Here is a 25,621-nt window from a genome sequence, read left to right on the forward strand (position 1 = left end):
AGGTGGCTTCTATGACCCACCAGCAGGAACTCCAGACCCAACTCGACGCCGAGATCCTGGTACCCGCGCAATGGCCGGGACGCGCGTCCCAGGCGGCGCCGCCCCCGCTTCCGCGTTCCGTTCCGCGGCCGGTACCGGTTCCGGTGCCGGTACAGCCCGGCCACAGGTTCCTGATCTACAAGCAGGACCCGTCGGTCACCGAGCTCGGCGCGCGGCTGACCTACATCCCGACCGTGGTGCTGAACGGCCCCATGGACGTGCGCGTCCAGACCGAGCTGCAGGGCGTCACCCCTGTCGCCCGCAACATCAGCGGCGACTTCGTGTTCACTCCTGGAACCCCGCAGTTCGACTGCGCGCACACGTTCGCGGTCGTCCGGGAGACGATCGCCATGTACGAGCGCCACAACGGCGGGGTCCCGATCCCGTTCGCGTGGAACGTCGGCGGCAACACCGAGCGCATCACCGTCTTCCCGCACGCCGCCGAGGGCGCGAACGCGTTCTACACGCGGACGGCCAAGGCGTTGAAGTTCCTCTTCTTCACCCCGAAGGGACAGCCTCCGTCGAACGTGCTCTTCACGTGCCAGTCCCTCGACATCGTCGCGCACGAGACGGGCCACGCGATCCTGGACGGGCTCAAGCCCGGCTGGCTGTCGGCGGACGCGCCGCCGCAGACCGGCGGCCTGCACGAGTCGTTCGGCGACATCACGGCGATCTTCCTGGCGCTGGCGCAGCCGGACCAGGCGGACGCGCTCGTCTCGCTCACCAAGGCGAACCTGCACGACAGGTCGTTCCTGGCGGAGCTGGCCGAGCAGTTCGGCAAGGCGCTCGGCATGCCGTCCGGGCTCCGCAACGCCGACAACGACCTCAAGCTCAGCGAGGTCGGCAACGAGGTGCACGCGATCTCGCAGGTGTTCACGGGGGCGGTCTACGACATCCTCGCCGACCTCTACACCTTCGAGCTGAGCCGGCAGCAGCGCACGAAGGACGCGGCCGTCGTGCTGATCGAGACGGCGTCCGCCCTGTGCAAGCTCGTGTTCGACGCGATCGTCGCGTCCCCCGCGACCGGCGCCCGGTACGTGGACGTGGCGAACAAGATGCTGCAGGCGTCGGCGAACCGCGGCGACCCGGCCGTCTACCGGACGTTCATCCGCAACCGGTTCGCCGTCCGGGAGATCACGACGGCGGCGACGCCGCTGCGCGACCTGATGAGCGGGCAGATGGCGATGACCGAGGCCGCGTACACCGGCGACGGCCAGGACGTCACCGAGGTCGAGCCGCACGACGAGAACTCCGCGAGCCTGCTGGCCTCCCAGGACAGGTCGCGCTGCTGCGGGACGATGCAGATGCCCGAGTACCAGGTCATCCCGGAGGAGAAGCTGGCCCGGGGCGGCTCGCTGGAGGACGACGACATCCTCCGGAGCCAGCTGGACGAGCTGCGCAGCACGTTCAGCTAGCAGCGGCACCGTCCAGGAGGCGATCGTTTGATGAGACCGTTCGGGAGGTAGCGACCCGCCGCGAGCGGGTAACGAGCAGGGAGCGGACGAGTCGACGGGGAGGTGCGCGGCATGCGCGTGACGATCGAGAGCACCGGCGGTTTCACCGGCCGCAGCACCGTCGTCGCGCAGTACGACACCGCGACCCTCCCCGCCGGACAGGCCGGCCGCGTCCGCCGGGCCGTGGACGCGCTGGCGGCCGCGCACGCCCGGGGCGAGCCCGGCGAGATCGGCGCCGACCTCCCCGCCTACCGGATCACGGTCTCCGGGGACGGCGCCGAGGAGCTCGGGGCGGACGGGGAGCCGCGCGTCTACGAGGTACGGGGCGACCCGACGGCCGGGGCCGCCTCCGTCCTGGGCACGCTCCTCGAAGGCCCCGACGCCACTCCCTGACCCCACCGCACCCGCCCCCGGCCGCACAGCGTGTCCTGAGCCGGCTGTGCGGCCGGGGCGCCGCGGGCCGGGTCGGCCGCGGGGTCAGTTCGTCTTGCGGTGGTCGCGGGCGGATTCGGCCGCGGTGTGGACGGTGGTGAGGTCCGCGCCGGTCGCGGCCATGGACGCGGCGGCGACGGCGCCCTCGACCAGCGGGGCGTCGGCGAGCAGCACGGCGTCGCCTTCGGCGTCCTCGATGAGCATCTTGGCGGTCAGCACGGAACTGCCGAGGTCGGCGAGCAGCACGACGCCGTCGCCGTCGTCCGCCGCGGCGACCGCCTGCTCGACGAGGTCGATGCTCGTCCCGAGGCGCCCCTCGGCGTCCCCGCCGGCGGGTTCGACGACGGCCTTGCCGACGCCCATGGCGCGGGCGACCTCGGCGACGCCTTCGGCGAGCGTCCGGCTGTGGGAGATGATGACGATGCCGACCATCTCACCCCTCCCCCGCGGCGTCTGATCCCCCGGCATCGGGCGATTCCGCGATGTCGGCGAGGGCTTCGAGGACCAGGGCGGTGGACGAGGCGCCGGGGTCCATGTGCCCCTCGCTGCGCTCGCCCAGGTAGCTCGCCCGGCCCTTGCGCGCCCGCATCGGGACGGTGTCGTCCGCGCCCTTCGCGGCGGCGTCGGCGGCGGCCCGCGCGCATCCGGCGAGGTCGGAGCCGTCCGCCAGGGCCGCCTCGTACGCCGCGACGGCCGGAGCCAGCGCGTCGACCATCGTCTTGTCGCCCTCGGCGGCCTTGCCGAGATCCTGGACGCCCTCAAGGGCGGCCCGGAGCGCGGCGCCGAGCGCGGCGGCGTCCACGTCGGCGGCGTCGCCGAACACCTTGCCCGCGCGGCGCAGCGCCGTCCCGTAGAGGGGCCCGGACGCGCCGCCGGTCTTCGACACGATGGCCCGGCCGGCCGCGATCAGCACCTTGCCCGGCGGGACGTCCCCGGGCAGCGCCTCCACCGCGGCGCGGAAGCCGCGGTCGAGGTTGAGGCCGTGGTCGCCGTCGCCGATCGCCGCGTCCAGCCGCGTCAGCCGCTCGGCGTCGGCGGACACCCGCTCGGCCGTCCGCCCGATCCACGCCGCGAAGTCCCCCGCGTCCATCGAGCCCGTGCTCATCGGCCCCACCGCAGCCCCGGCGTCTCGACGGGCGCGTCCCACAGGCGGACCAGCTCGGGCGTCACCCGGCACACGCTGATCATGCAGCCCGCCATCTCCAGGCTGGTCACGTACGGCCCGACCAGGCGGCGGACGACGGTCGCGCCGTGCCCCTCCAGCCATTGCGCCGCCGCCGCGTAGGCGACGTACTGCTCGATCAGCGGGGTGCCGCCCATCCCGTTGACCAGCACGAGCACCTCGGAGCCCGACAGCGGCATGTCCGCGTCGATCGCGCTGAGCGCGGCGTCCACGATCTGCGCGGCGGTGCCGATCCTGACGCGTTCGCGGCCCGGCTCGCCGTGGATGCCGATGCCGAGCTCCATCTCGTCCTCGCCCAGCTCGAACGTCGGCGTCCCGGCCGCCGGAACCGTGCAGGACGACAGCGCCACGCCGAACGACCTGCTGCGCTCGTTCACCTCCCGCGCCACGGCCGCCACCTCGGCGAGCGGGGCGCCCTCCTCGGCGAGCGCCCCGGCGATCTTCTCGATGAACAGCGTGGCGCCGGTGCCGCGCCGCCCCGCGGTGAACGTGCTGTCCTCCACCGCGACGTCGTCGTCGACGATGACCGACACGACCTCGATGTCCTCGTCCTCGGCGAGTTCGGCGGCCATCTGGAAGTTCATGACGTCGCCCGTGTAGTTCTTCACCAGGTGCAGCACGCCCGCGCCGCCGTCCACCGCCATCGTCGCGGCGATGATCTGGTCGGGGACGGGAGAGGTGAAGACCTCGCCGCAGCAGGCCGCGTCCAGCATTCCGTGACCGACGAATCCGGCGTGCAGCGGTTCGTGACCGGATCCGCCGCCCGAGACAAGGGCCACCTTCCCGGTGCGCGGGGCGTCCCCTCTTATGACGGTCCCGGTCCCGGGGTCGACCTTCAGCGACGGGTGCGCGGCGGCCAGTCCGCGCAGGGCGTCGGACACCACGTCCGCCGGGGCGTTGATGAGTTTGCGCATGTCTCAGCTCTACCCCGGCGAAGCGCCCCGTCCCAGACCCAATCGCCGATCATGCGATTCGGGGGGTGACCGGACGGTCCGCGCCGCATAGGTTGCACCCGTGACGAAGGCACCGAAGATCCTTTACGACTGCGACACCGGCATCGACGACGCGATGACGCTGCTCTACCTGGCCTCGCTGGTCCAGGCGGGGCAGGCGGAGCTGACGGCGGTCGGCACGGTGCACGGGAACATCGACCCGATGACCGGCGCGCTGAACACGCTGCGCGTCCTGGAGGCCGCCGGCGTTCCCGCGGGCGAGCCCGGGCCGGGCGGGCCGGTGGTGCCGGTCGCGGTCGGCGCCGCCCGGCCGATGGCGCAGGACGTCCACTACGCGCTGGACTGGCACGGCACCGACGGCCTCGGCGACACGCGCCTTCCCGAGCCCGCGGGGCGCCCGGTCGCCGAGCCCGCCGCCGCGCAGATCGTCCGGCTGGCCCGCGCGATGCCCGGCGAGCTGACCCTGCTCGCGACGGGCCCGCTGACCAACCTCGGCTCGGCCCTGCTGCTGGACGGCGAGCTGCCGTCGCTGATCCGCGAGGTCGTGGTGATGGGCGGCGCGTTCGACCACCCGGGCAACATCACCACGCACGCCGAGGCGAACATCTGGCACGACCCCGAGGCCGCCGACCTGGTGTTCGCGGCGGACTGGCCGATCGTCCTGGTGCCGCTGGACGCCACGCACCCGACCGCCGTCCACGACGACTGGCTGGACGGGCTGGCCGCGCACGACACCCCCGTCGCCCGGTTCGCCGCGAACATCCTGGAGTTCTACGCGGACGCCTACACCCCCACCCTCAAGCGCCGGGGCGCCGTCATCCACGACGCCCTCGCCGCGATGCTGATCGTCGACCCGGACCTCGGCGAGTACGTCCAGCGTCCGGTCCGGGTGGAGCTGCGGGGCGAGCTGACGCGCGGGACGACCGTGTGGGACGCCCGCTCGCTGCCCGCCGAGGACACCCGCCGTCCCGTGAAGGTGGCCGTGGGCAGCGACGTGGCGCGGTTCCAGGAGCGCCTGCTGTCGGCCCTCCTCACCTTCTGAGCCGGGGTCGCCTCCCGCCCCGCCGCGCGGGCCCGATCCCCCCGGCGCGGGCGCGCGGCCGTCCGGCGCACCGGGGCGTTCGCCGAAAGAACGATCTCCGGGGATGCCGGAACGGTTCGCCGACCTTATGGTTGAAGATGTGACCAACGTTCTGGACGACAGCGAGCTGCAGCGGATCCTCGTCGTGATGGCGCACCCCGACGACGTCGACTTCGGCGCGGCCGGCACGGTCGCGGGCTGGACGGACCGCGGCATCGAGGTCGTCTACCTCATGGTCACCGACGGCGACGCGGGAGGCTTCGACGACGGCGTCACCCGCGAGGAGATGGCCGTTCTGCGCCGCGAGGAGCAGCGCGCCGCGGCCAAGTGCGTGGGGGTCGGCGACGTCCGGTTCCTCGGCTACCCGGACGGGCGGGTCGAGACGGGCTTCGGCCTGCGCCGCGACATCGCCCGCGTGATCCGGCAGGTGCGCCCGGACCGGGTGCTGATGCCGAGCCCCGAGCGCAACTACGAGCGGATCTACCCGAGCCACCCCGACCACCGGGCGGTCGGCGCGGCCGCGCTCGACGCCGTCTACCCCGACGCCCGCAACCCCTACGCCTACCCGGAGCTGCTCGCCGACGAGGGCCTGGAGGCGTGGACGGCGCGCGAGGTGTGGCTGTCCGGCGGCCCGGTCGTCAACCACTACGTCGACATCACCGGCCAGTTCGACCGGAAGGTGAACGCGCTGCGGGCGCACGCCAGCCAGACCGCGCACATGGGGGACGGCCTGCCGGAGATGCTGCGCGGCTGGCTCGGGGCCAACGCCGCCGCCGCGGGGCTGCCCGAGGGACGTCTCGCCGAGTCCTTCCAGGTCATCGACACCGCCTGAGCGTCCCGACACCGGACCCGCAGGTAATGCGCCGCCCTCGCAAAGGCTCACCGAAGCGGTCAGGCCGCTCAAGTCTCGGTCACTTAGCAAATACAGTCCCTTACAAGCCGTAATCGGCTTCCGAGCGGGCATGTACCCCATGTGACAGAACTCGGGGGGTCGTCATGCCGCGTGAGATCGAGGCCACCGCCACATCCGCCGCCGCGCCTGAGGTGATCTTCAAGCACCTGTGCGTGCCGGAGGCATGGGACGAGTGGGGCGGTTTCTGGACCCGGGTGCGGCGGGAGTCCGCCGGCCAGGAGCACCCGAACGGACTCGGGGCCGTCCGGTACGTCCGGTCGTGGCGCGAGGAGGTCGTGGCCTGGGATCCACCACGGCACTACGGCTACATCGCGCTGGCCGGCCATCCGGAGCGGCGCCTTCGCGCGGACATCACGCTGGAGCCGCACTTCGCGGGCACGCTGATCCGCTGGCGCGGCGAGGTGGACGGCTTCCCGGGCACCGGACCGCTCACCAGCGCCGTCCTCCGCCGCCGCCTAGACGCCTACGCGCACCGGGTGGCGCGGCATTCCGAGCGCTGCGAACCAGGCTGCCCGGCCCGCCTGCCAGGCGCCCTCTAGGCGCACCTGCCCCAGGCCCGCACGCCACCCGGGCGCGTGGCCCGGGCACCGGGAACCAGCGGGCACGACCAGGGCCAGGCGCACCTGGCGGGTGACGCACGCCCATCAATGGCTGCACGGCCGCGGGTCTACGCACGGCCGGGCGCCTACGCACGGCCGCCCGGGGCGCGTGCGCTCGTCTCGGGTGCTTGCCGGTTCGGGTTGGACGTTCGTTCGGGTCGCATGACATTCGGGGGAATTGATGCGGCGTCAGCTGATCGTGCTCGCCCTCGTGGCGGGCAGCGGGGCGGGTTCGGCCGCCTACTGGTTCATGGCGGACGGGGCGCCGCGCGGGGGCGGTGTCGTCACGAACGCCGGACAGGCGGCGGGGCGGGACGTGTCCGCGGTCCGGCTGGCGCTCCGCCCGTTCGACTCCGGGACACTGCGCCGCGACGTGCGCGCCTATATACGGAAACGTCCAGGCCGCGCGGGGGTGATGGTGACGGACCTCAGGACGGGGATGTCGTTCGGCGAGAACCAGGACGGGCGGTTCGTCGCCGCCAGCGTCATGAAGGTCGACATCCTGGCGAGCCTCCTGCTGCGGCGGCAGGCCGAGGGCCGTGGGCTGGACGGCACTGAGCGTGCGCTGGCCGGGACGATGATCAGGGAGAGCGACAACGCGGCGGCGGACGCCCTGTACGCCGAGGCCGGTTACGGCGCGGGCGTCGCGAGGACGAACAGGGCTTTCGGGCTGGAGCACACGAAGCCGTTCCCCACCTCCTGGGGTTCGTCCTGGACGAGCCCTTCCGATCAGGTGCGCCTGTTGACGAGCCTGGCTTCGGACGAGAGCCCGTTGAAGGCGCGCGGCCGCCGGTACGTCCTCGGCCTGATGGGATCGGTACTGGACGAGCAGGCGTGGGGCATCAGCGCGACGGCGCGCCCGGGAGAGAGGGTGGCGCTGAAGAACGGCTGGGTGCCGCTCCGCTTCCAGGGCCACGGCTGGACGATCGACAGCATCGGCCGCGTCAGCGGGAACGACCACGACTTCCTCATCGCGGTGTGCAGCAGCGGCAGCCCGACGATGGAGACGGGAGTGTCCACGGTCGAACACGTCGCCGGCATGGTGGTCGACGGCCTGCGCGCGTCGCGCGCGTGAGCGGGTCCGGGTGGCGGGAAGGCGCCGGGAAGGCCTCGGTCTCGGAGAAGCCGATACGGACGGAGGCGGCGCAGAGAACCGGGAGAACCGGGGAGCTTCGGTTCCGGGACCGGGCGGCGGGCCGGCCGCCCAGCGTGAGCCGGGAACGTCAGCGGTGCAGCGGCCGGGTGAGCTTCTTGCCGTCCGCGGCGGCCACGGCGACGCAGGTCACGGTGCGGTCGCCGGACTTCCACGAGTCGGCCGTCGGGTAGTAGTAGGAGTTCGCGATGCCCCGCGCGGCCGGGTCGCGGTTGATCCGCGCCTGCGTGCGGAGCTTGCACCCGTTCAGGGCGAGCTGCTGGAGACGCGCCTCGGGCGGAATGACGAACCCTTTCAGCCGGAAGACGGCCATCACCTCGCCGTCGTGCGGACCCGCGCAGGGCACGATCTTGACGCTCTCCACCTCGACCGGCGCCTCGGTCGCGGAGCTGGTGGCGCCCGAGTTGTCGTTGATGCAGTCGCCGACCTTCATCTTCTTGGCGTCCACCTCTTTGGGCTTGGTCTGGGTCACCTTGGGCGCGGCCCCGGCGCCGTCGGACGAACCGTCCCCGCTCAGCGCGAAGACGGCGATGCCGCCCACGATCCACAGGCAGGACAGGACGATCCCGGCGATCGCGAGGCCGCGGCCCTTGCCGCCCTTCTTCGCCATCTGGCTGAGCGAGACGGCTCCGAGGACGAGGCCGACGACGCCGAAGCATCCGAGGAGGCCGGTCACGAACGCGGCGATCGCCAGCCCGTTGGTCTTGTCGGCATTGGACCCGTGCGGGGAGCCGGGTCCGTGCTCGCCCGGCATCGGCGGCGAAGGCATCGGCGGGGGCGGATAGGGGGCCTGGGGGCCCGGCTGCGCGGGCCCGGGTGGGGGATAGGTCATGGGGAGCGACTGTTCCACACCGCAGGGTGGCCGTGATCATGATGGACGGCTACCCGTGATTACGATTTGCTCACAACTGCGGTGAAAACGTTTACTTCCGAGCGCGCCCGGGCAGAGCATTCCCCCGCTACACGAGGCGGCGGGCCGCGGCCCAGCGCGACAGCTCGTGCCGGTTCGACAGCTGGAGCTTCCGCAGAACGCTGCTGACGTGCGTCTCCACCGTCTTCACCGAGATGAACAGCTCCTTGGCGATCTCCTTGTAGGCGTAGCCGCGCGCGATCAGCCGCAGCACGTCGCGCTCCCGCTGGGTGATCTGGTCCAGCTCCGGGTCGACGGACGGGGCGTCCGTGGCGGCGAACGCGTCCAGGACGAACCCGGCGAGCCGGGGCGAGAACACCGCGTCCCCGTCGGCGACCCGGCCGATCGCGTCCGTCAGCTCGGGCCCGGAGATCGTCTTGGTGACGTAGCCCCGGGCCCCGCCGCGGACGACGCCGATGACGTCCTCCGCCGCGTCCGACACCGACAGCGCGAGGAACTTGGACGGGACGGAGCCGTGCAGCCGCCGCAGCACCTCGATCCCCCCGCCGCCGGGCAGGTGGACGTCCAGCAGCACCACGTCCGGCCGCGTCCCGCGGATCACCGCGACCGCCTCGTCGACGTCGCCGGCCTCCCCGACGATCTCGACGCCGCCGCCCAGCTCCGCCTTCACTCCGGTCCGGAACATCTGGTGGTCGTCGACCAGCACGACCCTCTTCAACGACTCGCTCATGCCCACGTCCCGCTCGTGTCCACGCCCCGTCCCTGACGGCGCCTCACCATGCCATGCTCCCCGGGGAACGCTCCCGGCGGCCGCGCTCACGACTTCTTGATCTCCAGGCGCACTTCGGTGCCCTCGCCCGGCGCGGTGCGGACGGTGGCCTTGCCGCCGTTGCGCTCCATACGTCCGATGATGGACCCTCGGACGCCCATCCGGTCCTCCGGGACCTGGTCCAGAACGAATCCCTTGCCCCGGTCGCGGACGAAGACGGCGATCTCGTCGCCCTCCACCTCCGCGTACACCGACACCGAGGGCGCCTCGGCGTACTTGGCGGCGTTCACCATCGCCTCCCGCGCGGCCTGCAGCGCGGCGCCGAGCGGCTCGTCCAGCGCCGTGTCGCCCACGCAGACGACCTCGATGGGGACGTTGTGGTCGTCCTCGACCTCTCCGGCCGCCTCCCTGATCGCGGCGGCGAACGTCTGGTCGGGGTCGGCGCGCGGCTGGTAGAGCCAGGTCCGCAGCGTCCGCTCCTGGGAGCGGGCGAGCCGCTGCACCTCGCGGGTGTCGTGCGCGTTCCGCTGGATGAGGGTCAGCGTGTGCAGCACCGAGTCGTGGATGTGCGCGGCCAGCTCCGCGCGCTCCTGGGACCGGATGCGCTCGTGCCGTTCGGCGTCGAGGTCCTGCCAGAGCCGCACGACCCACGGCGTCACGATCACCGCGACCCCGGTGAGGATGATCAGCATGGCGATGAGGACGGACCGCGCCTGGTCGGCCTCCACCTTCTGCGCCACGAAACCGCCGATGCCGCCGACGACGAGGAGCAGGCCGAGCAGGCTGCGCAGCCACCTCTGGCGCAGCGGCAGCGTCCAGCGCTGCCGCTGGTCGCGGTCGGCCTGCTGCCACAGGATCGCGGCGCCGACGCCGCCGACGATGAACGGCCACAGCGCCCACCGGACGACCCCGGCCGCGCCCCACGGCAGCGCCGCCAGCCCGAAGGCCACGGCCGCGTAGGCGAGCAGCTGGCCCCAGTCCCGGCCGCGCCGCCGCCCCGCCGCCTCCGCCGAGGTCCTCTCCTGGACGGGGAGGAGGATCCAGAACGCGGCGTAGGCGGCCACGCCGAGCCCGCTCGCCATCGTGAGCAGGACGAACGCGCCTCGGACGAGGAACACGTCCACGCCGAGGTGTACGGCCAGGCCCCGGCACACCCCGGCGACGAGGCGCCCTTCGCCCGCCCGTTCCAGCCGGACCGGCCCGAGGGGCGTCGCGCCCGCCGGTCCCGGCGCCGCCGGCCGTTCCGCCGTCTCCTGGCTCACCGCCGTCCTTCCCCAGGTTCTCCCACGTCACCGATCGTCACACGCGCGGACGCCTTCCGCATCAGGGCCCCACCCCGGGCCTGTCTCAGGGTCGGAATCAGGGACGTCCCCGATACCGCGCATCACGCGCGGCAGGCGACCATGACTGGCATGGGCGAGAAAGAGGGCCAGAACGAGGACCTGCGCGGACTCACCGAAGACGGTCCCGCCACCGGAGACCACGGCGAGGGCGGGCCCCGCACGGGCGAGCGGGGCGCCGGGGCGGAGGCGGCGGGCGGTTACCGGCGGCTCTCGCGGGACGCCGAGCGGAAGGTGCTCGCCGGCGTGTGCACGGGGCTCGCCCGCTATACCGGCATCGACCCGGTCGTGTTCCGCGTCGGGTTCGCGATCCTCGCGCTCGCGCACGGGCAGGGGATCTTCCTTTACATCGTGGCGGCGTTGCTGATGCCGGCGAGCCCGGGTGAGTCGTCGCTCGCCGAGCAGTGGCTCAAGCGGTGGTTCGACGGGCAGGCCGTCCTGACGATCCTCGGCGCGCTGCTGTGCGTGGGCGTCGCGTTCAGCCTCTTCGGCGGGGTCCCCACGGACGCCATCGCGCCTCTGGTGGTGGTCGGGCTGGTGCTGCTGGTCGCGCACTCGCGTGGCGTGGACCTCGTGTCCGTGGCGCGGACCGTCCCCGAACGGATCACCGGGCACGCGCCGGAGCCCTCCGCTGAGTGGACTCGGGCGGAGACCGCGTCCACCGGCGGCGTGTCGCTCGGCAAGGACGTCTCCGCGAGCGGGCACGGGCCTGTCGACGGGGCCGGCTCGTCCCGGCGCGGCGGGCTTCCCGACGGCATGATCGATCTCGCCGCCTACTCGACCGCGTGGACGGACGCGCCCGGCGCCGCGGCACCCTCCGCCACCGCGACCACGGCGCCCGCGGCGCCGGCCGAGCACGGCTGCGGCGGCAGGACGTCGCCGGTGGCGGCGATCACGCTGCTCGCGGCCATGGCCGCCGGCGCCGCGCTGATCCCGGTGTCCAGGGCCTACCCCGCCCCGGACTCCTGGCTGATCGTCATGGCGCCCGCGCTCGCCGTCCTCGGGCTCGGCCTCGTCGTCGGCGGCTGGTTCCGGACGGGCGGCCTCGCGACGGCCGGGACCGTCCTGACCCTCGCCATGCTCACCACCTCGGTCGCGGGCGACGTCCCGCGCAACGCCGAGTACGGGGAGATCGACTGGCGTCCCACGGACACCTCGCAGATCGGCCGGGTGTACAAGGTCGGCGTCGGGCAGGGCGACCTCGACCTCACCGCGCTGCCGGTCGCGGCCGGCCAGCGGGTCACGATCAACGCGGAGGTCGGGCTCGGGGGCCTGGAGGTCGCGGTGCCGCCCACCGCCCGGGTGCTGGTCGACGCGCGGATCGGTCTCGGCGACGTGCGGATCGACCACCGGACGACGAGCGGGCCCGCCGCCAAGGTCGTGCGGACCCTGGAACCGGAGGTCGGGCACGCCGCGAACCCGCCGGTGATCGTCCTGCGGATCCGCGGCAAGCTCGGAGACGTGGACGTGCACCGTGTCTGAGCGCGGGCAGGCCCGTGGAACGGGTTCCAGCGAGACGGACCACAGCGAATGAGGGCGGGCAGGGAGATGGCCGGTAAGAAGGCGGCGGGCGGGAAGCGGTTCCGGTTCGATCCGGCGGGGCCCGTGACGGGGCTGTTCTTCCTCGCCCTGGCCGGGGTGTTCCTCGCGGACGGCCTGACGGACGGGGACGTCCTGCCCGTGGCGGCGATGGTCCCGATCGTGCTGATCGGGCTGGGGCTCGTCGGGACCGTCCGGGTGCTGACCCGCTCGCGGCGCCGCCACCTGCGCTGACGCGCTGGACGCCGCCGGACGGCTGTGACCCGCGCCGCACGGCCCGGGGCTTCCCCCCGCGCGGGGAACGCCAAGTAATGTGACCTCGACGGCAGGTGACGGATCGAGGGCCGATGGCGGGGAAGGCCGGGACACCGGAGACGGGGTGCGCCGACGCGCTGCCCGGCTCCCGGTCCGCGCTGGACCCGGGCCGCGCCATCAAGCCGGGCCGCCACGGGCTCTCCCCCGAGACCGTCGCCGGGATCCAGCGGGAGCGGCTGATCGACGCGTTCGTCCACGTCGTCTCGGAGCGGGGCTTCGCGCACACGACGATCAGCGGGGTCACCGAGGGCGCGGGCGTCACGAAGAAGACGTTCTACGCGCACTTCTCCGACCTGGACGACTGCTTCCTCGCCGCCTACCAGCGCGGCATGGACATCCTGCTCCGCCGCATGACGGAGGCCTACGAGGCCGCGCCGTCCTGGCCGGACGGCATCCACGCGGGGCTGCGCGCGCTCCTCGCCGCCCTCGCCCGGGAGCCGCGGTTCGCGCGGGCGTCGCTGGTGGAGGTGAACGCGGCGGGCCCGCAGGTCAGGCAGGCGCGCATCGACAACCTCGCCCGGTTCCGCGCCTTCTTCACCGACCCGTCCCTGGCGCCCGTTCCGGTCCCGGTGGTGGACGCGCTCGTGGGCGGCATCTACAGCGCGATCCACGTCCAGATGGAGACGGGCGAGGCGGAGGAGCTGCCGTCGCTGCTGCCCTCCCTGACCTATTTCGCGCTGCTCCCCCTCGTCGGCCGCGAGGCCGCCTCCCCTTACCTGGCCGACGACCCCGGCTGACCTGGCATTACCTGCACGGTACGGGAGCCCGGCGCCCCGGAGCCGGCCATGCCCCTCCCGGCCCGCCCGCTGACCGGATGCGGCCGGAGGTCCCCGACTCCCTTGACGTGAAAAACGCACGGGTTTCTATTGGTGTGATCTTGCGTGGGGCGTCCGGGCGGTCCGGGCCGCCCCGCGCGGACCCGTGCACGCGCGGCGGGCCTAATCCCCCGGGGCCCGCCGCGCGCTCTCATTCCCTGGAGGACCCATGCGGCCGGCCGTGGCCACGCTGTGCATGCCCCTCACCGCGCTGCTCGCCGCCTCGCTGGCCGGCTGCGGCGGTTCGGGCGAGCCCGAGTCCGCGCGGCCCTCGCCGTCCGCGCCGACGGCGCGTCCGACCCCGCCGGTCCTGAACGGGGTACGGCCCGGTGCGGAGAAGAAGTCGCAGCTGGACGGCACCTGGACGGCGGGGTCCGGTTCGCGGCGCGTGGCGCTCTTCCTCTACCGGGGCGCCGCCGCGCTCAACTCGCCGGGCTTCTGCACCGGCACCGTGGACGCGAAGGGGCGGATCAAGCTGAGCTGTGCGAACGGCTCCCGCGACCGGCTCGACGGACGGGCCGCCCTGCGCTCCGGCAAGCTCGTGGTCACGTGGACGGGAGGCCCCAAGGACGTCCTGCGCCGGCGTGCAGGCTGACCGCGAACGCCGGGCCCGGATTAGTCAGCGCGTGCGCCCCGCCGTGCACGCGGACCCGGTTGGCCCGGAGTGGACGCTCGGTGACGCCGCGCGCGGTGATCGTCACCTCCGCCAGCTCGCCCGCGATCAGGGTGCTGACCTGGGCGTGGATCGTCCCGCCGGGGCCGGGCGGCCAGGTGGTCAGCCAGGTCTGGCCGTCCAGCGGGACGTGCACCGGCCCCGCGGGGTCGAACCCGAGGAGCCGCCACCACTCGCCGGGGCATCCGGCGAGGTCGCGGACGCGGGCGGCGAGCTGCCCGACGGTCGCGGGACGGACGGCGGTGTCGCGGCCGTGCGGATCGTCCTGGCCGCGCATGGTGAGATCGGGAACCACGGAAAGGTCCATGGGAAGTCCTTCGTGCAGATGTGCCGGCTGGAAAAGGGGACCGTCAGCGGGAGCGACGATCACCCGGAACGGAGATCAGCGACAACACGAAGGACACAGCGCGCTGGCCACGAGGCTCAGGGCCACGGGGCTGTCAGTCTGCGCGCGCTTCGTCACGCACACAAGGAGACACTCGGTAACCGAACCTTGTCAAGCTGATCACCCAGAGTCGACCGGAATCCGCTCGGCGGAGGTCCCCGCGGCCCTCGGCGAACCCCGCCTCTCGGCAGACTCGGCGGGCCTCGTCCCGCGGTGCGGGCTCAGCGGCTGAGGAAGATGTAGACGACCCACGTGAGCACCAGGGTCACGAGGAACGACCCCAGACAACCCAGGCGGGAAGAGAAAAAGAAGAACATAGGCGGCCCGTACCCCGGAAACGGCGAATATCTCCTGCTCAGAACGCCATCGCCCGTCGTGCGCCGCGTCCGCTCGGCGTGATCGGCGGCGCGAGGGCAGCGCTGCGGATCGACCGCCTGCGCCGGTCCGCGCCTTCGCCCTTCCGGGGTGGAGCGCTCCCGGTCGTCGCCGGCTCTTCCGGAGGGGACCGGTCGCGGAAGGCGCGCTCCGGCTGATCGGCCGTCTTCGCTGGTGAACGGCGGAAATCCAGCGAACGCGTGTTTTCGCCCAAAATCCGGAGAAAGTTGGGTTGTTCCCATTACGGTCGGCCCGGAGCCGCTCACGGAACGGAGGAGGCTCCGACCGATCGGACACTCCGACGCTGCGGAGAACAACGTGACCCCCCAGAAAGAAACAGACACCGCCGAAGCGACCCACATGGACGAGGTGGACGTTAATCCGGACGTCCACCGGGCCACCGAACCCGACGAGGAGCAGATCCTCCGGGAGCTGTACGGCGAACCCGACGCCGACGGGATCTTCCGCGGGCAGGACCGAACCCTTCAGGACGGGGCCGAGCAGGCGGAGACCGGACCGGAGGGCCCGGCATGAGCGCCGCGGGAATGATCGCCGAGGCTCGCAGGTCGCTCGGCATGGCGGGCCGCCCGAACACCATCACCCGGGAGTACGCCTCCAGGCACGGAAGCGAGTTCCTCAAGGCGTCCTGGTGCGACATGGCCGTCACCTACTGGGCGCGCCACAGCGACAACGCGAGCGCCGTCCTGCCCGGCGGGGACCGCGCCTACACCGTGTGGCACGCGCAGGACTTCCAGAAGGCCGGGCGCTGGCACAGCGGGACGGCCGCGAGTGTCAACCAGGCCAAGCCCGGCGACATCGTGTTCTTCGACTGGGGCGCGACCAATAGCGTCGGCGCGATCGACCATGTCGGCGTCGTCGAGAAGGTCCTCGGCGGCGGGCGGTTGCAGACGATCGAGGGCAACACGAGCGACTCGGTGAGGCGCCGCGTAAGGGACTCCAGTGTCATCGCTGGTTACGGACGGCCCGCCTACGGCGGGGGCAACTGGACGGAGGACATGGTGAAGAAGCTGCCGGAGCTGAACAAGGGCGACTCCGGGGAACACGTGGAGACCCTTCAGGGGCTGCTGCTGGCGCGCAGTCACCCCGAGGTGGGCATGACCGGCAAGTTCGACGACGCGACCGAGAAGGCCGTGAAGGCCGTGCAGCGGTGGGGCGGCGTCGACGACGACGGGATCGTCGGGCCGAAGACCTGGCCGGTTCTGCTCCGCGTGCACTAGCGGCCATCAGTCCCCCAGACGTCGGTAAATAAGCGACGCCGGGGACTAGTACGGCATTCAACCCCGGCATAGGTTCGTAGGGTCGCCTTCCACGGAGGTGGCCCCGATGACGTGGCCGGATCAGCGCGCTCCTCCCAGGGGCGTCTCTCTTGCTGTCCACCCCGAGACGTCCCTGGGAGAACCCGCATGCCACGTATCCGTGTGGAGGTCGACGGAGCGACGTACGAAGACGACGTCGAGCCGCGCCTCCTTCTCGTCCAATATCTGCGCGAACGGCTGGGAAAGGTCGGGACCCCGGTCGGGTGCGACACCAGCAACTGCGGAGCCTGCACCGTCCTGATGGACGGGATGAGCGTGAAGAGCTGCTCCGTGCTCGCCGTCCAGGCGGACGGCCATGACGTGACGACAGTCGAGGGGCTCGGCGTCGACGGCGGGACGCACCCGATGCAGCGCGCCTTCCACGAGGAGCACGCGCTGCAGTGCGGTTACTGCACGCCCGGCATGATCATGGCGTCGCTCGACCTGCTGAGGGACAACCCCGACCCGTCCGAGGACGAGGTGCGGGAGGGGCTCGAAGGGAACCTGTGCAGGTGCACCGGTTACCAGAACATCGTCAAGGCCGTGCGGCGGGCGGCGAGCGATATGCGCGAGCCCGGCCGGCAGGAGGTGACGCCGTGACCGTGCAGGAGGTCGGCACCCCGCGCAAGCGGTCGGAGGACGCGCGGCTCATCACGGGCCGGACGCGGTGGACCGACAACATGACCCCGGCGGGGACGCTGCACGTGGCGTTCCTGCGCAGCCCGTTCGCCCACGCCCGGATCACCGGGGTCGCCACGGCGCCTGCGAAGGAACGTCCCGGAGTCGTCGCCGTGTTCAGCGGCCAGGACTTCGCAGCGGAACAGGGTTCGCTGCCCTGCGCGTGGGTCGTGACCGAGGACATGAAGCATCCGGCCCATCCGCCCATGGCGGTGGACGAGGTCCGCTACGTCGGTGAGCCCGTCGCATGCGTCGTAGCCCGTGACAAGGCCGCGGCCATCGACGCCCTGGAGGAGATAGACGTCGACTACGAGCCGCTGTCCGCCGTCGTGGACATGGAGGCGGCCATAGCCGACGGCGCCGATCTGGTGCACGAGGACCTCGGCACGAACAAGTCCTACACGTGGGTGTTCGAGAACGGGGATCTCGACGCCGCGATGCGGGACGCGCCGGTCGTGCTGGAGCGCCGCTTCGTCCAGCAGAGGCTCATCCCGACGGCCATGGAGCCGCGGTCGGTGCTGTGCGTCCCCGAGGGCGACGAGTTCACGCTGTACTCGGCCACCCAGATCCCGCACATCCTGCGGTTGATGCTGGCCACGGTCACAGAGATCCCCGAGCACCGGATCCGGGTCGTCGCGCCGGACGTCGGCGGCGGCTTCGGCTCCAAGCTCCAGGTGTACGGGGAGGAGGTCCTCGCGCTGCTGCTCGCCCGCAGGCTGGGCCGTCCGGTCAAGTGGACGGAGACCCGCAGCGAGGGCAACATGACCGTCCACCACGGCCGCGACCAGATCCAGCGGCTCACGCTCGCCGCCGAGCGCGACGGCCGGATCCGCGGTCTGAAGGTCGAGCTGCTGGCCGACATGGGCGCGTACCTGATGCTGGTCACCCCCGGCATCCCGCTGCTGGGCGCCTTCATGTTCAACGGCATCTACAAGATGGACGCACTGTCGTTCACCTGCACGGGGGTCTTCACCACCAAGACGCCCACGGACGCCTACCGGGGTGCGGGCCGCCCAGAGGCCACCTTCGCCATCGAGCGGATGATGGACGAACTGGCCCACGAACTGGGCATCGACCCCATCGAGGTACGGCGCCGCAACTGGATCGCGCATGAGGAGTTCCCGTACGAGACGATCGCGGGCCTCACGTACGACACCGGCAACTACGAGGCGGCGACCGACAAGGCGCTGGAGCTGTTCGAGTACGACAAGCTCCGTGCGGAACAGGCGGACAGGCGGGAACGGCGCGATCCTGTGCAGCTGGGCATCGGGGTGTCCACATTCACGGAGATGTGCGGTCTCGCCCCGTCCCGGGTCCTCGGGTCGCTGTCGTATGGCGCCGGTGGCTGGGAGCACGCGTCGGTGCGGGTTCTGCCGTCCGGCAAGGTCGAGGTGGTCACAGGTTCGTCCCCGCATGGGCAGGGCCACGCGACGGCGTGGGCGCAGATCACCGCCGACCGGCTCGGCGTGCCTTTCGAGGACGTGAAGGTCCTGCACGGCGACACCGCCATCTCGCCCAAGGGGATGGACACCTACGGGTCCCGTTCCCTGACCGTGGGAGGTGTCGCGCTGTTCTCCGCCTGCGAGAAGGTGGTGGACAAGGCCCGCAAGGTCGCCGCGCATCTGCTGGAGGCGTCCGAGCAGGACCTGGAGTTCTCCGGTGGGCGGTTCAGCGTCCGCGGCGTCCAGGAGGAGGGCAAGACGATCCAGGAGGTCGCGCTGGCCGCGTTCGCCGCGCACGACCTGCCGGACGGCATCGAACCCTCGCTGGACTCCGACGCCACGTTCGACCCGGAGAACTTCTCCTTCCCGCACGGCACGCACCTGTGCGCAGCCGAGGTCGACACCGAGACCGGGATGGTGAAGCTCCGCAAGTACGTGGCGGTGGACGACGTAGGAAAGGTCGTGAATCCGCTCATCGTGGAGGGGCAGGTCCACGGCGGGCTGGCGCAGGGCATCGCCCAGGCCCTCTACGAAGAGGCCGTGTACGACGCGGACGGCAACCTGACGACGACCACGATGGCCGACTACCTGGTTCCGTCGGCCGCGGACCTGCCGACGTTCACGACCGACCGCACCGAGACGCCCGCGACGTCCAACCCGATGGGCGTGAAGGGCGTCGGCGAGGCGGGGACGATCGCCTCGACCCCGGCGGTCGTCAACGCGATCGTGGACGCGCTGCGCCCCTACGGGGTGCACGACGTGCGGATGCCGTGCACACCCGAACGCGTGTGGCGCGCGATGCGCGCGGAGGAGAAGCCGGCGGCCGCGGAACCGGGCGCGGGCGGCGGACTCGGCTCGGCCGGAGGTGACCAGTGATCCCCGCGACGTTCGACTACGTCCGTCCCGCCTCGGTGGACGACGCCGTCCAGGCGCTGGCCGACGGGGGCGAGGACGCCAAGGTGCTGGCGGGAGGGCAGAGCCTGATGCCGCTGCTGCGGCTGCGGCTCGCCTACCCCGACGCGCTGATCGACCTGGACCGGCTCGGCGCGCTCCGGGAGATCCGCGACGAGGGCGACTCGCTGTTCATCGGCGCCATGGCGACGCACCACCAGGTGATCCGCGATCCGCTGGTGCGCGAGCACGTCCCGCTGATCGTGCAGGCGACGGAGACCGTCGCCGACCCGGCGGTCCGGCACCGCGGCACCTTCGGCGGGTCGCTCGCCCACGCGGACCCGGCGGGCGACCTGCCCGCCGTCGCGCTCGCGCTGGACGCGGTTCTCCTCGTCCGGTCCTCGCGCGGCGAGAGGGAGATCCCCGCGTCGGAGTTCTTCGTCGACTGGATGACGTCGGCGATGGAGCCGGACGAACTGCTCGTGGGCGTGCGCGTGCCGAAGCTGGGTGCGGGCTGGGGCGTCCACTACGAGAAGTTCCACCGGACCGCGCAGGCATGGGCGATCGTCGCGGTCGCGTGCGCCGTGCACCGCAACGGTGACGGCATCGAGGAGGCCCGGGTCGCGCTGACGAACATGGGCCCGGCACCTGTCAGGGCGAGCGCGGTGGAGACCGCCGTCAGAGGGGGGCCGGCGTCGCAGGACGCCTTCCGGACGGCCGCCGCGCAGGCCGCGGCCGGCACGGAGCCGCCCACGGACCTGCACGGATCGTCGGAGTACCGGGCCCACCTGGCGACGGTGCTGACGGCGCGCGCGCTGGCGGCCGCCGCGGGCTGACGGCCCGCTCGGGGGGGGGAACACGCGGCCGGGCACCGTCGCCCCGGCACCCGGCCGCGTGCGCCCCGCCGCCGCGTGCTCCGCGGTGCCGCATGATCACTGCGGGGCGGGGTACCGGGAGCCTGAGGCGTACCCGAGGTGCCCGGGGCCCCACTGGCGACGCGACGGGCGGCCGCCGTAGGGTCGGGGCGAGGTCTCCGGACGATAAGGACACTGATCATGGAGCTCGACCACGATTTCACCGTCCCCGTGCCGGTGGATCAGGCCTGGTCGGTGCTGCTCGACGTGGAGCGCGTCGCGGCCTGCATGCCGGGCGCGACGCTCGACTCGGTCGACGGCGAGGAGTACTCGGGCCGGATGAAGGTGAAGGTCGGCGCGATGACCATCACCTACCGCGGCACCGCGCGGATCGTCTCTGCGGACGAGTCGTCCCGCGTCGTCACGATGGAGGCGTCCGCCAAGGAGGCCCGCGGGTCCGGGACGGCGGCGGCGACCGTCCAGGCGAGGCTGCACGGGGAGGACGGCACCACCCGCGTGACCGTCCACACCAAGCTGAACGTGACGGGCCGCCCGGCGCAGTTCGGCCGCAACATCCTGTCCGAGGTCGGCTCAAAGATCATTTCGCGGTTCGCGAAGCAGCTGGCCGCCGAGCTGGAGGGCCCCGGGCAGACCGCCGCCGAGGCCCCGGCGGCCCCCGCGGAACCCGCCGCGGAACCCGCCGCAGAACCCGCCGCGAAGCCCGCCGAGAGGCCCGCCGAGGCCACCGCCGACACACCTGCGACCGCTGCCGTGGCGCCCACGGACGCGCCCGCCGTCACCCCGGAGAGCCCTGAGAAGGCCGCCGAGCCGGAGCTGGAGGCGGAGACGGGCGTGGCCGCCGCGACGCCGGAGAAGGACGACGCGATCGACCTGCTGGAGTTCGCGGGCCCGTCGATCGCCAAGCGGGCCGTCCCCGCGGTCGGCGGCCTGGTCGCCGTCCTGCTGGCCGTCCGCTTCCTCGTACGCCGCCGCAAGAAGCGCTGACCGGCGCGCAGCGCCGGGACGGGGTCAAGCCGGCGTCAACGATCCGTGCCCGCGCGGCGGCGTCGGTGGAACGCGCCGCCGCGGGTGCGGTCGGCTTGTCCGGTGGACACCACCGAGCTCCAGCGGATCGCGCGGATCGAGAACGACAACTGGTGGTACCGCGAGCGCCGCGAGATCCTTTCCGCGGAACTGCTGCGGTTCAGCGTGCCCGGGACGGCCGTCGACATCGGCGCCGCGTCCGGCGCGTCCTGCCGTGTACTGGCCGACCACGGGTGGAGCGCCACCGCGATCGACCTGAGTCCGGACGCCGTCGCGCTGGCCCGCGCCTACGGTGTCGAGGCCTACGAGGGCGACGCGCGCTACCTGCCGCTGCCGGCGTGCGAGTACGACCTGGCGCTGGCTCTCGACGTGTTCGAGCATGTGGAGGACGACGAGCTGGCGGCCGCGGAGGTCGCGCGGGTGCTGCGGCCGGGTGGGACGGCGCTGGTGTCCGTGCCCTGCGACATGGCTCTGTGGTCGGCGCAGGACGTGGCTCTCGGGCGTGTCCGCCGCTACTCTCGCCGCACGCTGGCCGAACTTCTGGAGGGCGCGGGGCTGGTGCTGGAGCGCGTGTGGAGCAGGGGCGTCCTGCACCGTCCGCTCCTGCGTCTGCTCAGGAACCGGACGGTGCGGCGCGAGGATCTGGCTCCGCTGCATCCGCTCGCCAACGAGGCGCTGCGCCTGTCCGCCTCGCTGGAGCGGTGCTTGCCGGTCGCCTCGTGGCCTGGCGTCTGGCTGTTCGCGAGGGCCCGCCGTCCGGGCTGAACGGCGGGCTCCCCTGCGTCAGGACTTGCCGAAGAGGCGGTCGACCACCCTGGACGCTGCCTGGCCGTCGTCGTGCGGGCAGTACTTCACGAAGAAGTGGTCGTAGGCGTCCGCGTAGCGCTGTTCGCTCCCGGACGCCGCCCTGACCGCCTCGGCGGCATCCGCCGACGTCCGCACGACCGGACCGGGCGCTTCTGCCTCCAGGTCGAAGTAGAAGCCGCGCACGTGGTCGCGGTACCAGTCCAGGTCGTAGGTGTAGAGGACGATGGGACGCCCCAGAATCGCGTAGTCGAACATGGCGGACGAATAATCCGTGACGAGGACGTCGGCGGCCATGTACAGCTCAGCGATGTCGGGGTACCGGGACACGTCGATGACGAAGGGGCCTGCGTCGCCCCCTGCGTGCTGAACAGCAGCGACCCGGTCCCGGTCGGTGATGAGGTGGTGGGTCCGCAGGAGCAGGACGTGGTCGTCCCCCAGGGCTTGTCGCATGGTCTCCACGTCCAGCTCCAGCGAGAAACCATGCTTGCCTTCTGCGTGATGCCTGTCGTCCCGCCATGTCGGCGCGTAGAGGACGACTTTCTTGCCCTGCGGTATCCCGAGGCGCTTTCGGACCCGGGTTCCGATGCGTTCCCACTCGGGCGTGCTGAGGATGTCGTTGCGCGGGAACCCCGTCTCCAGGACCTCGCCCTCGTACCGGAAGGCCCGCCGCATGACCTGGGTGGCGTACGGGCTGGAGGACAGCAGGAGATCCCATCGCGGCACATCCTCCTCCATCCAGTCCAGCCGCTCGGTGCGCTGGTACGGCATGTCTTGCAGGTCGTAGGCGAGGCGCTTCAACGGGGTGCCGTGCCACGTCTGGAGGTAGACCTGCCCTGTCCGCTTGAAGAACCAGGGCGGCATAGCGTGGTTGGCGACGACGTACCGAGCGCGCGCGAGGACGCTGTAGTGCTCGCGGCTGCCCGCCAGGACGGTCGTTGCCTTTCCATCCACCGCGAACTGGCCGTCCTGGGAGACCCACACACATTCCAGATCGGCGTCGCGGCGGACGAGTTCCTCATAGACGGCCCTCGGGCTGCAGCTGTACTGGGAGCCGTTGTAGCTGCTGAACACCACCATGTCGGCCAGAGGGTTCCGTAGGTAGACGGAGTAGTCCCTCTGCTGGAGAAGGGTCTGCGCGTGTCCGCCGCGCTCGTCGTCCTCCAGGGAGACATTGCTGTGCAGCATCAGCGCGTCGATCTGGTGGACTCCAAGCTCGAATTCGTGCGTGCCCGCACGGTGCCGGTCGGGCAGGTTGGGGATGGCCTCACGTTCGACGACGACGGCCACTTCACGAGAACGCGTGGGCGCCACCAGGTCCCAGGTGCCGCTGCTCAGCGGCAGGTCCGTTCCGAACACCGACACCGTCGCGGGGGTGAACGAGGCGGTGAACCGCCTTGCCTCCGATGTGGCGCTGCCTTCCCCCGCGGCACTGCCTTCCCAGGTGACGGGGACGCGGTGCTCGTCGCCGGAACGGCGCCGCCGCAGGACGAAGTGGTCGGGTCGGTGCTCCGGGTCGGCGAAGTCGCCTCGCAGCGTGAGCAGTCCGTTGGCGTCCCATTCGGCGCCCGTGACGACCGGACGGAAGCTCCGCTCGACCCCGCGCAGGTTCCCGAAGGCGGTGCGGCTGACGGCGAACTCCCGGCCGCGCCCCACGGTCTCCGGCAGCGCGAAACGCGCGGGCTTGACGTTGCTCGCGACGGTGAGCCGCAGAGGGCCGCCTTCACCCGTCAGCCGGATGTCCCAGTCGATGACGTCGCGCAGGTGCGTGCCGTACGGCGAAGTGCCCCGCGTGCTGTTCGGCGTGGTGTTCGGCACGGAGGCGAGGAACTTCAGGGGCAGTCTCGCCGTGAAGTCGAATCCGGTGCCCTCCGCCATCCGCAGGGCGGCCGCCTGCCGCAGCGTCACCTCTCCGCGGACCTCGTCTCCCCCGTGCCGGCGGACCGCGACCATCGCGGCTCCGGCACCGAGCGCGCGCCGCGTCCAGCCGGACAGCACCAGCACGTCTCCGTCGAGGCTGAGCCTGGTGAGGACGGCCTTGGCGCGCTTGACGTGAACGACGAACACGTCGTCGTCGCCTGCCGCCGGCTGGACGGCCACGTGCTCGTCCACCTGTCGCGGCGACGTCCACCTGACGGCCGGCGCCATCGCGGTCAGCCGCTGCACCGCCCTGCGCCCGGCCGTCGTCACCTCCGCGAACAGCTCGTAGGTGGCCGTCCGCCACTCGTCGTTGTCCAGCAGGTACTCGGGCTCCACCCGCACCGTGAAGCCCGACCAGTCCAGGGAGACGTTCGCCTGCCCGGACCGCGCCGTGACCTCCGGGACGTAGCGGCGCTCCACCGGCAGCCGGATCTCCTTGCCGGTCCGCACGTCGCGCATCCACACGCGGATCCGGGAGTCGGACACCGACGCCACGGCGAACCGGTCGAAGTAGGCGTGCCCCTCCACGATGAGGGTGTCGACGTCCCACTCCACGCGGTCCACGTCCGCCCACAGCGCCAGCTCGTCGGTGACGTCGTACACGTCCTCCGGGACGCCCCGGTCGGCGTCGTCGAAGAAGGGGTAGCGGGCGTACCAGCGCTGCCGGAGACGGCCGCGCGACACCAGCGGCACGTCACGCAGGCCGTCCTCCTCGAAGCGCAGCACCTCCAGCAGTTCGGGCACCATGCACTCGCCGAGCAGGTAGGTCTCCAGCCGCCTTATCGCCTCCAGCCCGGCGGTGGCGCGACGCCCGGCGCCCGCGACGACCTCCGCGCCAAGCTCGACCAGGTGTTCGCGCTCCTCCCAGGTGGCCGTGGGCAGAGCGAGTATCAGTTCGCGCACGTCCAGGTCGAGTGCGTACATGTCGTGGACGGCCAGAAGGTCCGGCGCATGCGTACGGACGAATTCCCGCGTCCTCGCGAGGGTCGCCATGCGTTCGGTGATGTCCGCGGGGTCGGGGCGCGTACGCAAGGCCGTTCCAGGTCGGTCCCGCCAGAAGTAGACGGTCGCGTCCAACACGTCCACGGCGGAGGCCAGCAGGTGGCTCTGCATGGCGATGAGGAGGTCTCCACTGGTTCCGAACACGAAGCCGTACGCGTCCCAGAACGAGCGTCGGTAGACCTTGTTCCACACCGTCCTGTCTTGCAGGAGGGCGGGATGGCGGGTCACGTGCGTGGACAACACGGTTTCCGCGTAGGGGTCGCTGTGGAGCGGCGACTGCCACGCCTGTTCCTCGTCCAAGCACATGACGTTTCCGCCCGCGAGGTCCGAACCGGTGTTGTCCAGCGTCCCGACCAGCAGTTCGTAGGCGTAGGGCGGCACCGCGTCCTCACCGTCGGCGAAGGCGAGGTAGCGGCCTTTCGCCTGTGCGACGCCCGCGTCGGCCGCCGACGTGCCGGGGGCGGGTTGCAGCAGAACGAAACGGTCGTCGCGGCTCGCGAACTCCTTGGCGACGGCCGTGTCGTCAGCGGAGTCCCTACCGGTGGCGGAGTCCTTGGCTGCTCCGCCGGTGTCGGGGGTGTCCTCCACCATGAGCACCTGGATGTCGCGCAGCGTCTGCCCGGCGATCGACTCCAGGCACTCCGCCAGGCGGCCGCCGGTGTTGCGGATGGGGACGACGATGCTGATCTGCGGGGACACGAGCGGCTCCGTACTGGCTTTCGGGGATTCGTGGGCTTGCGGGGCTTCATCGGGCTCGGGAAGGGCCGCCGGTCCGGACGGG

25 protein-coding genes are annotated in these 25,621 nt (G+C 72.1%); 17 read left to right on the forward strand and 8 right to left on the reverse strand.

Going from position 1 to position 25,621, the window contains the following annotated elements; translation table 11 throughout:
- Positions 1-11 precede the first annotated feature (11 nt).
- A complete protein-coding gene (locus tag BKA00_RS23455; protein ID WP_185028316.1) occupies positions 12-1,454 on the forward strand; it encodes a gluzincin family metallopeptidase in 1,443 nt (480 codons plus the stop codon).
- Positions 1,455-1,565: 111 nt separating this feature from the next.
- Positions 1,566-1,886 (forward strand): protealysin inhibitor emfourin, encoded by a 321-nt coding sequence (locus BKA00_RS23460; RefSeq protein WP_185028317.1) that lies wholly within the window; start codon positions 1,566-1,568, stop codon positions 1,884-1,886.
- An 84-nt stretch (positions 1,887-1,970) separates the two neighbouring features.
- Here the strand turns inward: BKA00_RS23460 and dhaM are convergent, their stop codons facing one another.
- Genes dhaM through dhaK form a run of 3 tightly spaced genes read right to left on the reverse strand, consistent with a single transcriptional unit; the run spans position 1,971 to position 4,022 of the window.
- Positions 1,971-2,357 (reverse strand): dihydroxyacetone kinase phosphoryl donor subunit DhaM, encoded by a 387-nt coding sequence (gene dhaM, locus BKA00_RS23465; RefSeq protein ID WP_185028319.1) that lies wholly within the window; start codon positions 2,355-2,357, stop codon positions 1,971-1,973.
- A 1-nt stretch (position 2,358) separates the two neighbouring features.
- Positions 2,359-3,030 (reverse strand): dihydroxyacetone kinase subunit DhaL, encoded by a 672-nt coding sequence (dhaL, locus tag BKA00_RS23470; protein ID WP_185028321.1) that lies wholly within the window; start codon positions 3,028-3,030, stop codon positions 2,359-2,361.
- Positions 3,027-4,022, reverse strand: coding sequence for a dihydroxyacetone kinase subunit DhaK (gene dhaK / locus BKA00_RS23475; RefSeq protein ID WP_185028324.1), 996 nt, complete (start codon positions 4,020-4,022; stop codon positions 3,027-3,029). The genes dhaL and dhaK overlap by 4 nt, the downstream gene beginning before the upstream one ends.
- A gap of 100 nt (positions 4,023-4,122) precedes the next feature.
- Here dhaK and BKA00_RS23480 point away from each other — a divergent pair, with 100 nt between their 5' ends.
- The 4 genes from BKA00_RS23480 to BKA00_RS23495 all read left to right on the forward strand — a co-directional run bounded on the left by BKA00_RS23480 (position 4,123) and on the right by BKA00_RS23495 (position 7,729).
- Positions 4,123-5,103 (forward strand): nucleoside hydrolase, encoded by a 981-nt coding sequence (locus BKA00_RS23480; RefSeq protein WP_230298915.1) that lies wholly within the window; start codon positions 4,123-4,125, stop codon positions 5,101-5,103.
- A 127-nt stretch (positions 5,104-5,230) separates the two neighbouring features.
- Entirely contained in the window at positions 5,231-5,974 is a 744-nt protein-coding gene (locus tag BKA00_RS23485; protein ID WP_185028326.1) for a PIG-L deacetylase family protein, read from the forward strand.
- 164 nt (positions 5,975-6,138) lie between these two features.
- Entirely contained in the window at positions 6,139-6,594 is a 456-nt protein-coding gene (locus tag BKA00_RS23490) for an SRPBCC family protein (protein WP_179846024.1), read from the forward strand.
- Between the two features lie 241 nt (positions 6,595-6,835).
- Complete coding sequence (locus BKA00_RS23495; RefSeq protein WP_185028328.1) at positions 6,836-7,729, forward strand: serine hydrolase; 894 nt, start codon at positions 6,836-6,838, stop codon at positions 7,727-7,729.
- A gap of 148 nt (positions 7,730-7,877) precedes the next feature.
- On the opposite strand, the gene BKA00_RS23500 is transcribed toward BKA00_RS23495, so the two are convergent.
- The 3 genes from BKA00_RS23500 to BKA00_RS23510 all read right to left on the reverse strand — a co-directional run bounded on the left by BKA00_RS23500 (position 7,878) and on the right by BKA00_RS23510 (position 10,709).
- Entirely contained in the window at positions 7,878-8,639 is a 762-nt protein-coding gene (locus tag BKA00_RS23500; protein WP_185028330.1) for a DUF4190 domain-containing protein, read from the reverse strand.
- A gap of 127 nt (positions 8,640-8,766) precedes the next feature.
- On the reverse strand, positions 8,767-9,408 hold the full coding sequence (locus tag BKA00_RS23505) for a LuxR C-terminal-related transcriptional regulator (protein WP_185028332.1): 642 nt from the start codon (positions 9,406-9,408) through the stop codon (positions 8,767-8,769).
- 86 nt (positions 9,409-9,494) lie between these two features.
- A complete protein-coding gene (locus BKA00_RS23510) occupies positions 9,495-10,709 on the reverse strand; it encodes an ATP-binding protein (protein WP_420829692.1) in 1,215 nt (404 codons plus the stop codon).
- A 150-nt stretch (positions 10,710-10,859) separates the two neighbouring features.
- Between BKA00_RS23510 and BKA00_RS23515 the strand changes: the two genes are divergently transcribed.
- The 4 genes from BKA00_RS23515 (at position 10,860) to BKA00_RS23530 (ending at position 14,051) form a co-directional block, all read left to right on the forward strand.
- Positions 10,860-12,269 (forward strand): PspC domain-containing protein, encoded by a 1,410-nt coding sequence (locus tag BKA00_RS23515; RefSeq protein ID WP_185028334.1) that lies wholly within the window; start codon positions 10,860-10,862, stop codon positions 12,267-12,269.
- 66 nt (positions 12,270-12,335) lie between these two features.
- Positions 12,336-12,560: a hypothetical protein gene (locus BKA00_RS23520; RefSeq protein WP_185028336.1), complete on the forward strand. Its 225-nt coding sequence runs from the start codon at positions 12,336-12,338 to the stop codon at positions 12,558-12,560.
- Positions 12,561-12,673: 113 nt separating this feature from the next.
- Positions 12,674-13,378 (forward strand): TetR/AcrR family transcriptional regulator, encoded by a 705-nt coding sequence (locus BKA00_RS23525; protein WP_185028338.1) that lies wholly within the window; start codon positions 12,674-12,676, stop codon positions 13,376-13,378.
- Between the two features lie 247 nt (positions 13,379-13,625).
- Positions 13,626-14,051, forward strand: coding sequence for a hypothetical protein (locus tag BKA00_RS23530; protein ID WP_185028340.1), 426 nt, complete (start codon positions 13,626-13,628; stop codon positions 14,049-14,051).
- Here BKA00_RS23530 and BKA00_RS23535 read toward each other — a convergent pair.
- Positions 14,002-14,436 (reverse strand): cysteine dioxygenase, encoded by a 435-nt coding sequence (locus tag BKA00_RS23535; RefSeq protein ID WP_185028342.1) that lies wholly within the window; start codon positions 14,434-14,436, stop codon positions 14,002-14,004. The genes BKA00_RS23530 and BKA00_RS23535 overlap by 50 nt on opposite strands.
- Positions 14,437-15,207: 771 nt before the next feature.
- Here BKA00_RS23535 and BKA00_RS23540 point away from each other — a divergent pair.
- The 7 genes from BKA00_RS23540 (at position 15,208) to BKA00_RS23570 (ending at position 21,879) form a co-directional block, all read left to right on the forward strand.
- Positions 15,208-15,423 (forward strand): hypothetical protein, encoded by a 216-nt coding sequence (locus BKA00_RS23540; protein WP_185028343.1) that lies wholly within the window; start codon positions 15,208-15,210, stop codon positions 15,421-15,423.
- Entirely contained in the window at positions 15,420-16,127 is a 708-nt protein-coding gene (locus tag BKA00_RS23545; RefSeq protein ID WP_185028345.1) for a peptidoglycan-binding protein, read from the forward strand. Before BKA00_RS23540 ends, BKA00_RS23545 begins: the two co-directional genes overlap by 4 nt.
- A 186-nt stretch (positions 16,128-16,313) precedes the next feature.
- On the forward strand, positions 16,314-16,805 hold the full coding sequence (locus BKA00_RS23550) for a (2Fe-2S)-binding protein (RefSeq protein WP_185028347.1): 492 nt from the start codon (positions 16,314-16,316) through the stop codon (positions 16,803-16,805).
- Positions 16,802-19,201 carry a xanthine dehydrogenase family protein molybdopterin-binding subunit gene (locus tag BKA00_RS23555; protein ID WP_185028349.1) on the forward strand — a complete coding sequence of 800 codons (2,400 nt, stop codon included), beginning with the start codon at positions 16,802-16,804 and terminating at the stop codon, positions 19,199-19,201. The genes BKA00_RS23550 and BKA00_RS23555 overlap by 4 nt, the downstream gene beginning before the upstream one ends.
- Positions 19,198-20,052 carry an FAD binding domain-containing protein gene (locus BKA00_RS23560; RefSeq protein ID WP_185028351.1) on the forward strand — a complete coding sequence of 285 codons (855 nt, stop codon included), beginning with the start codon at positions 19,198-19,200 and terminating at the stop codon, positions 20,050-20,052. Before BKA00_RS23555 ends, BKA00_RS23560 begins: the two co-directional genes overlap by 4 nt.
- Positions 20,053-20,271: 219 nt before the next feature.
- Positions 20,272-21,075, forward strand: coding sequence for an SRPBCC family protein (locus tag BKA00_RS23565; RefSeq protein WP_230298916.1), 804 nt, complete (start codon positions 20,272-20,274; stop codon positions 21,073-21,075).
- Positions 21,076-21,177: 102 nt separating this feature from the next.
- Positions 21,178-21,879: a methyltransferase domain-containing protein gene (locus BKA00_RS23570; protein ID WP_185028353.1), complete on the forward strand. Its 702-nt coding sequence runs from the start codon at positions 21,178-21,180 to the stop codon at positions 21,877-21,879.
- Positions 21,880-21,897: 18 nt separating this feature from the next.
- On the opposite strand, the gene BKA00_RS40550 is transcribed toward BKA00_RS23570, so the two are convergent.
- A complete protein-coding gene (locus BKA00_RS40550; RefSeq protein WP_185028355.1) occupies positions 21,898-25,539 on the reverse strand; it encodes a bifunctional glycosyltransferase/CDP-glycerol:glycerophosphate glycerophosphotransferase in 3,642 nt (1,213 codons plus the stop codon).
- Between the last annotated feature and the right edge of the window lie 82 nt (positions 25,540-25,621).

Origin of the sequence: Actinomadura coerulea, from assembly GCF_014208105.1 — a bacterium.
GTDB lineage: Bacteria > Actinomycetota > Actinomycetes > Streptosporangiales > Streptosporangiaceae > Spirillospora > Spirillospora coerulea.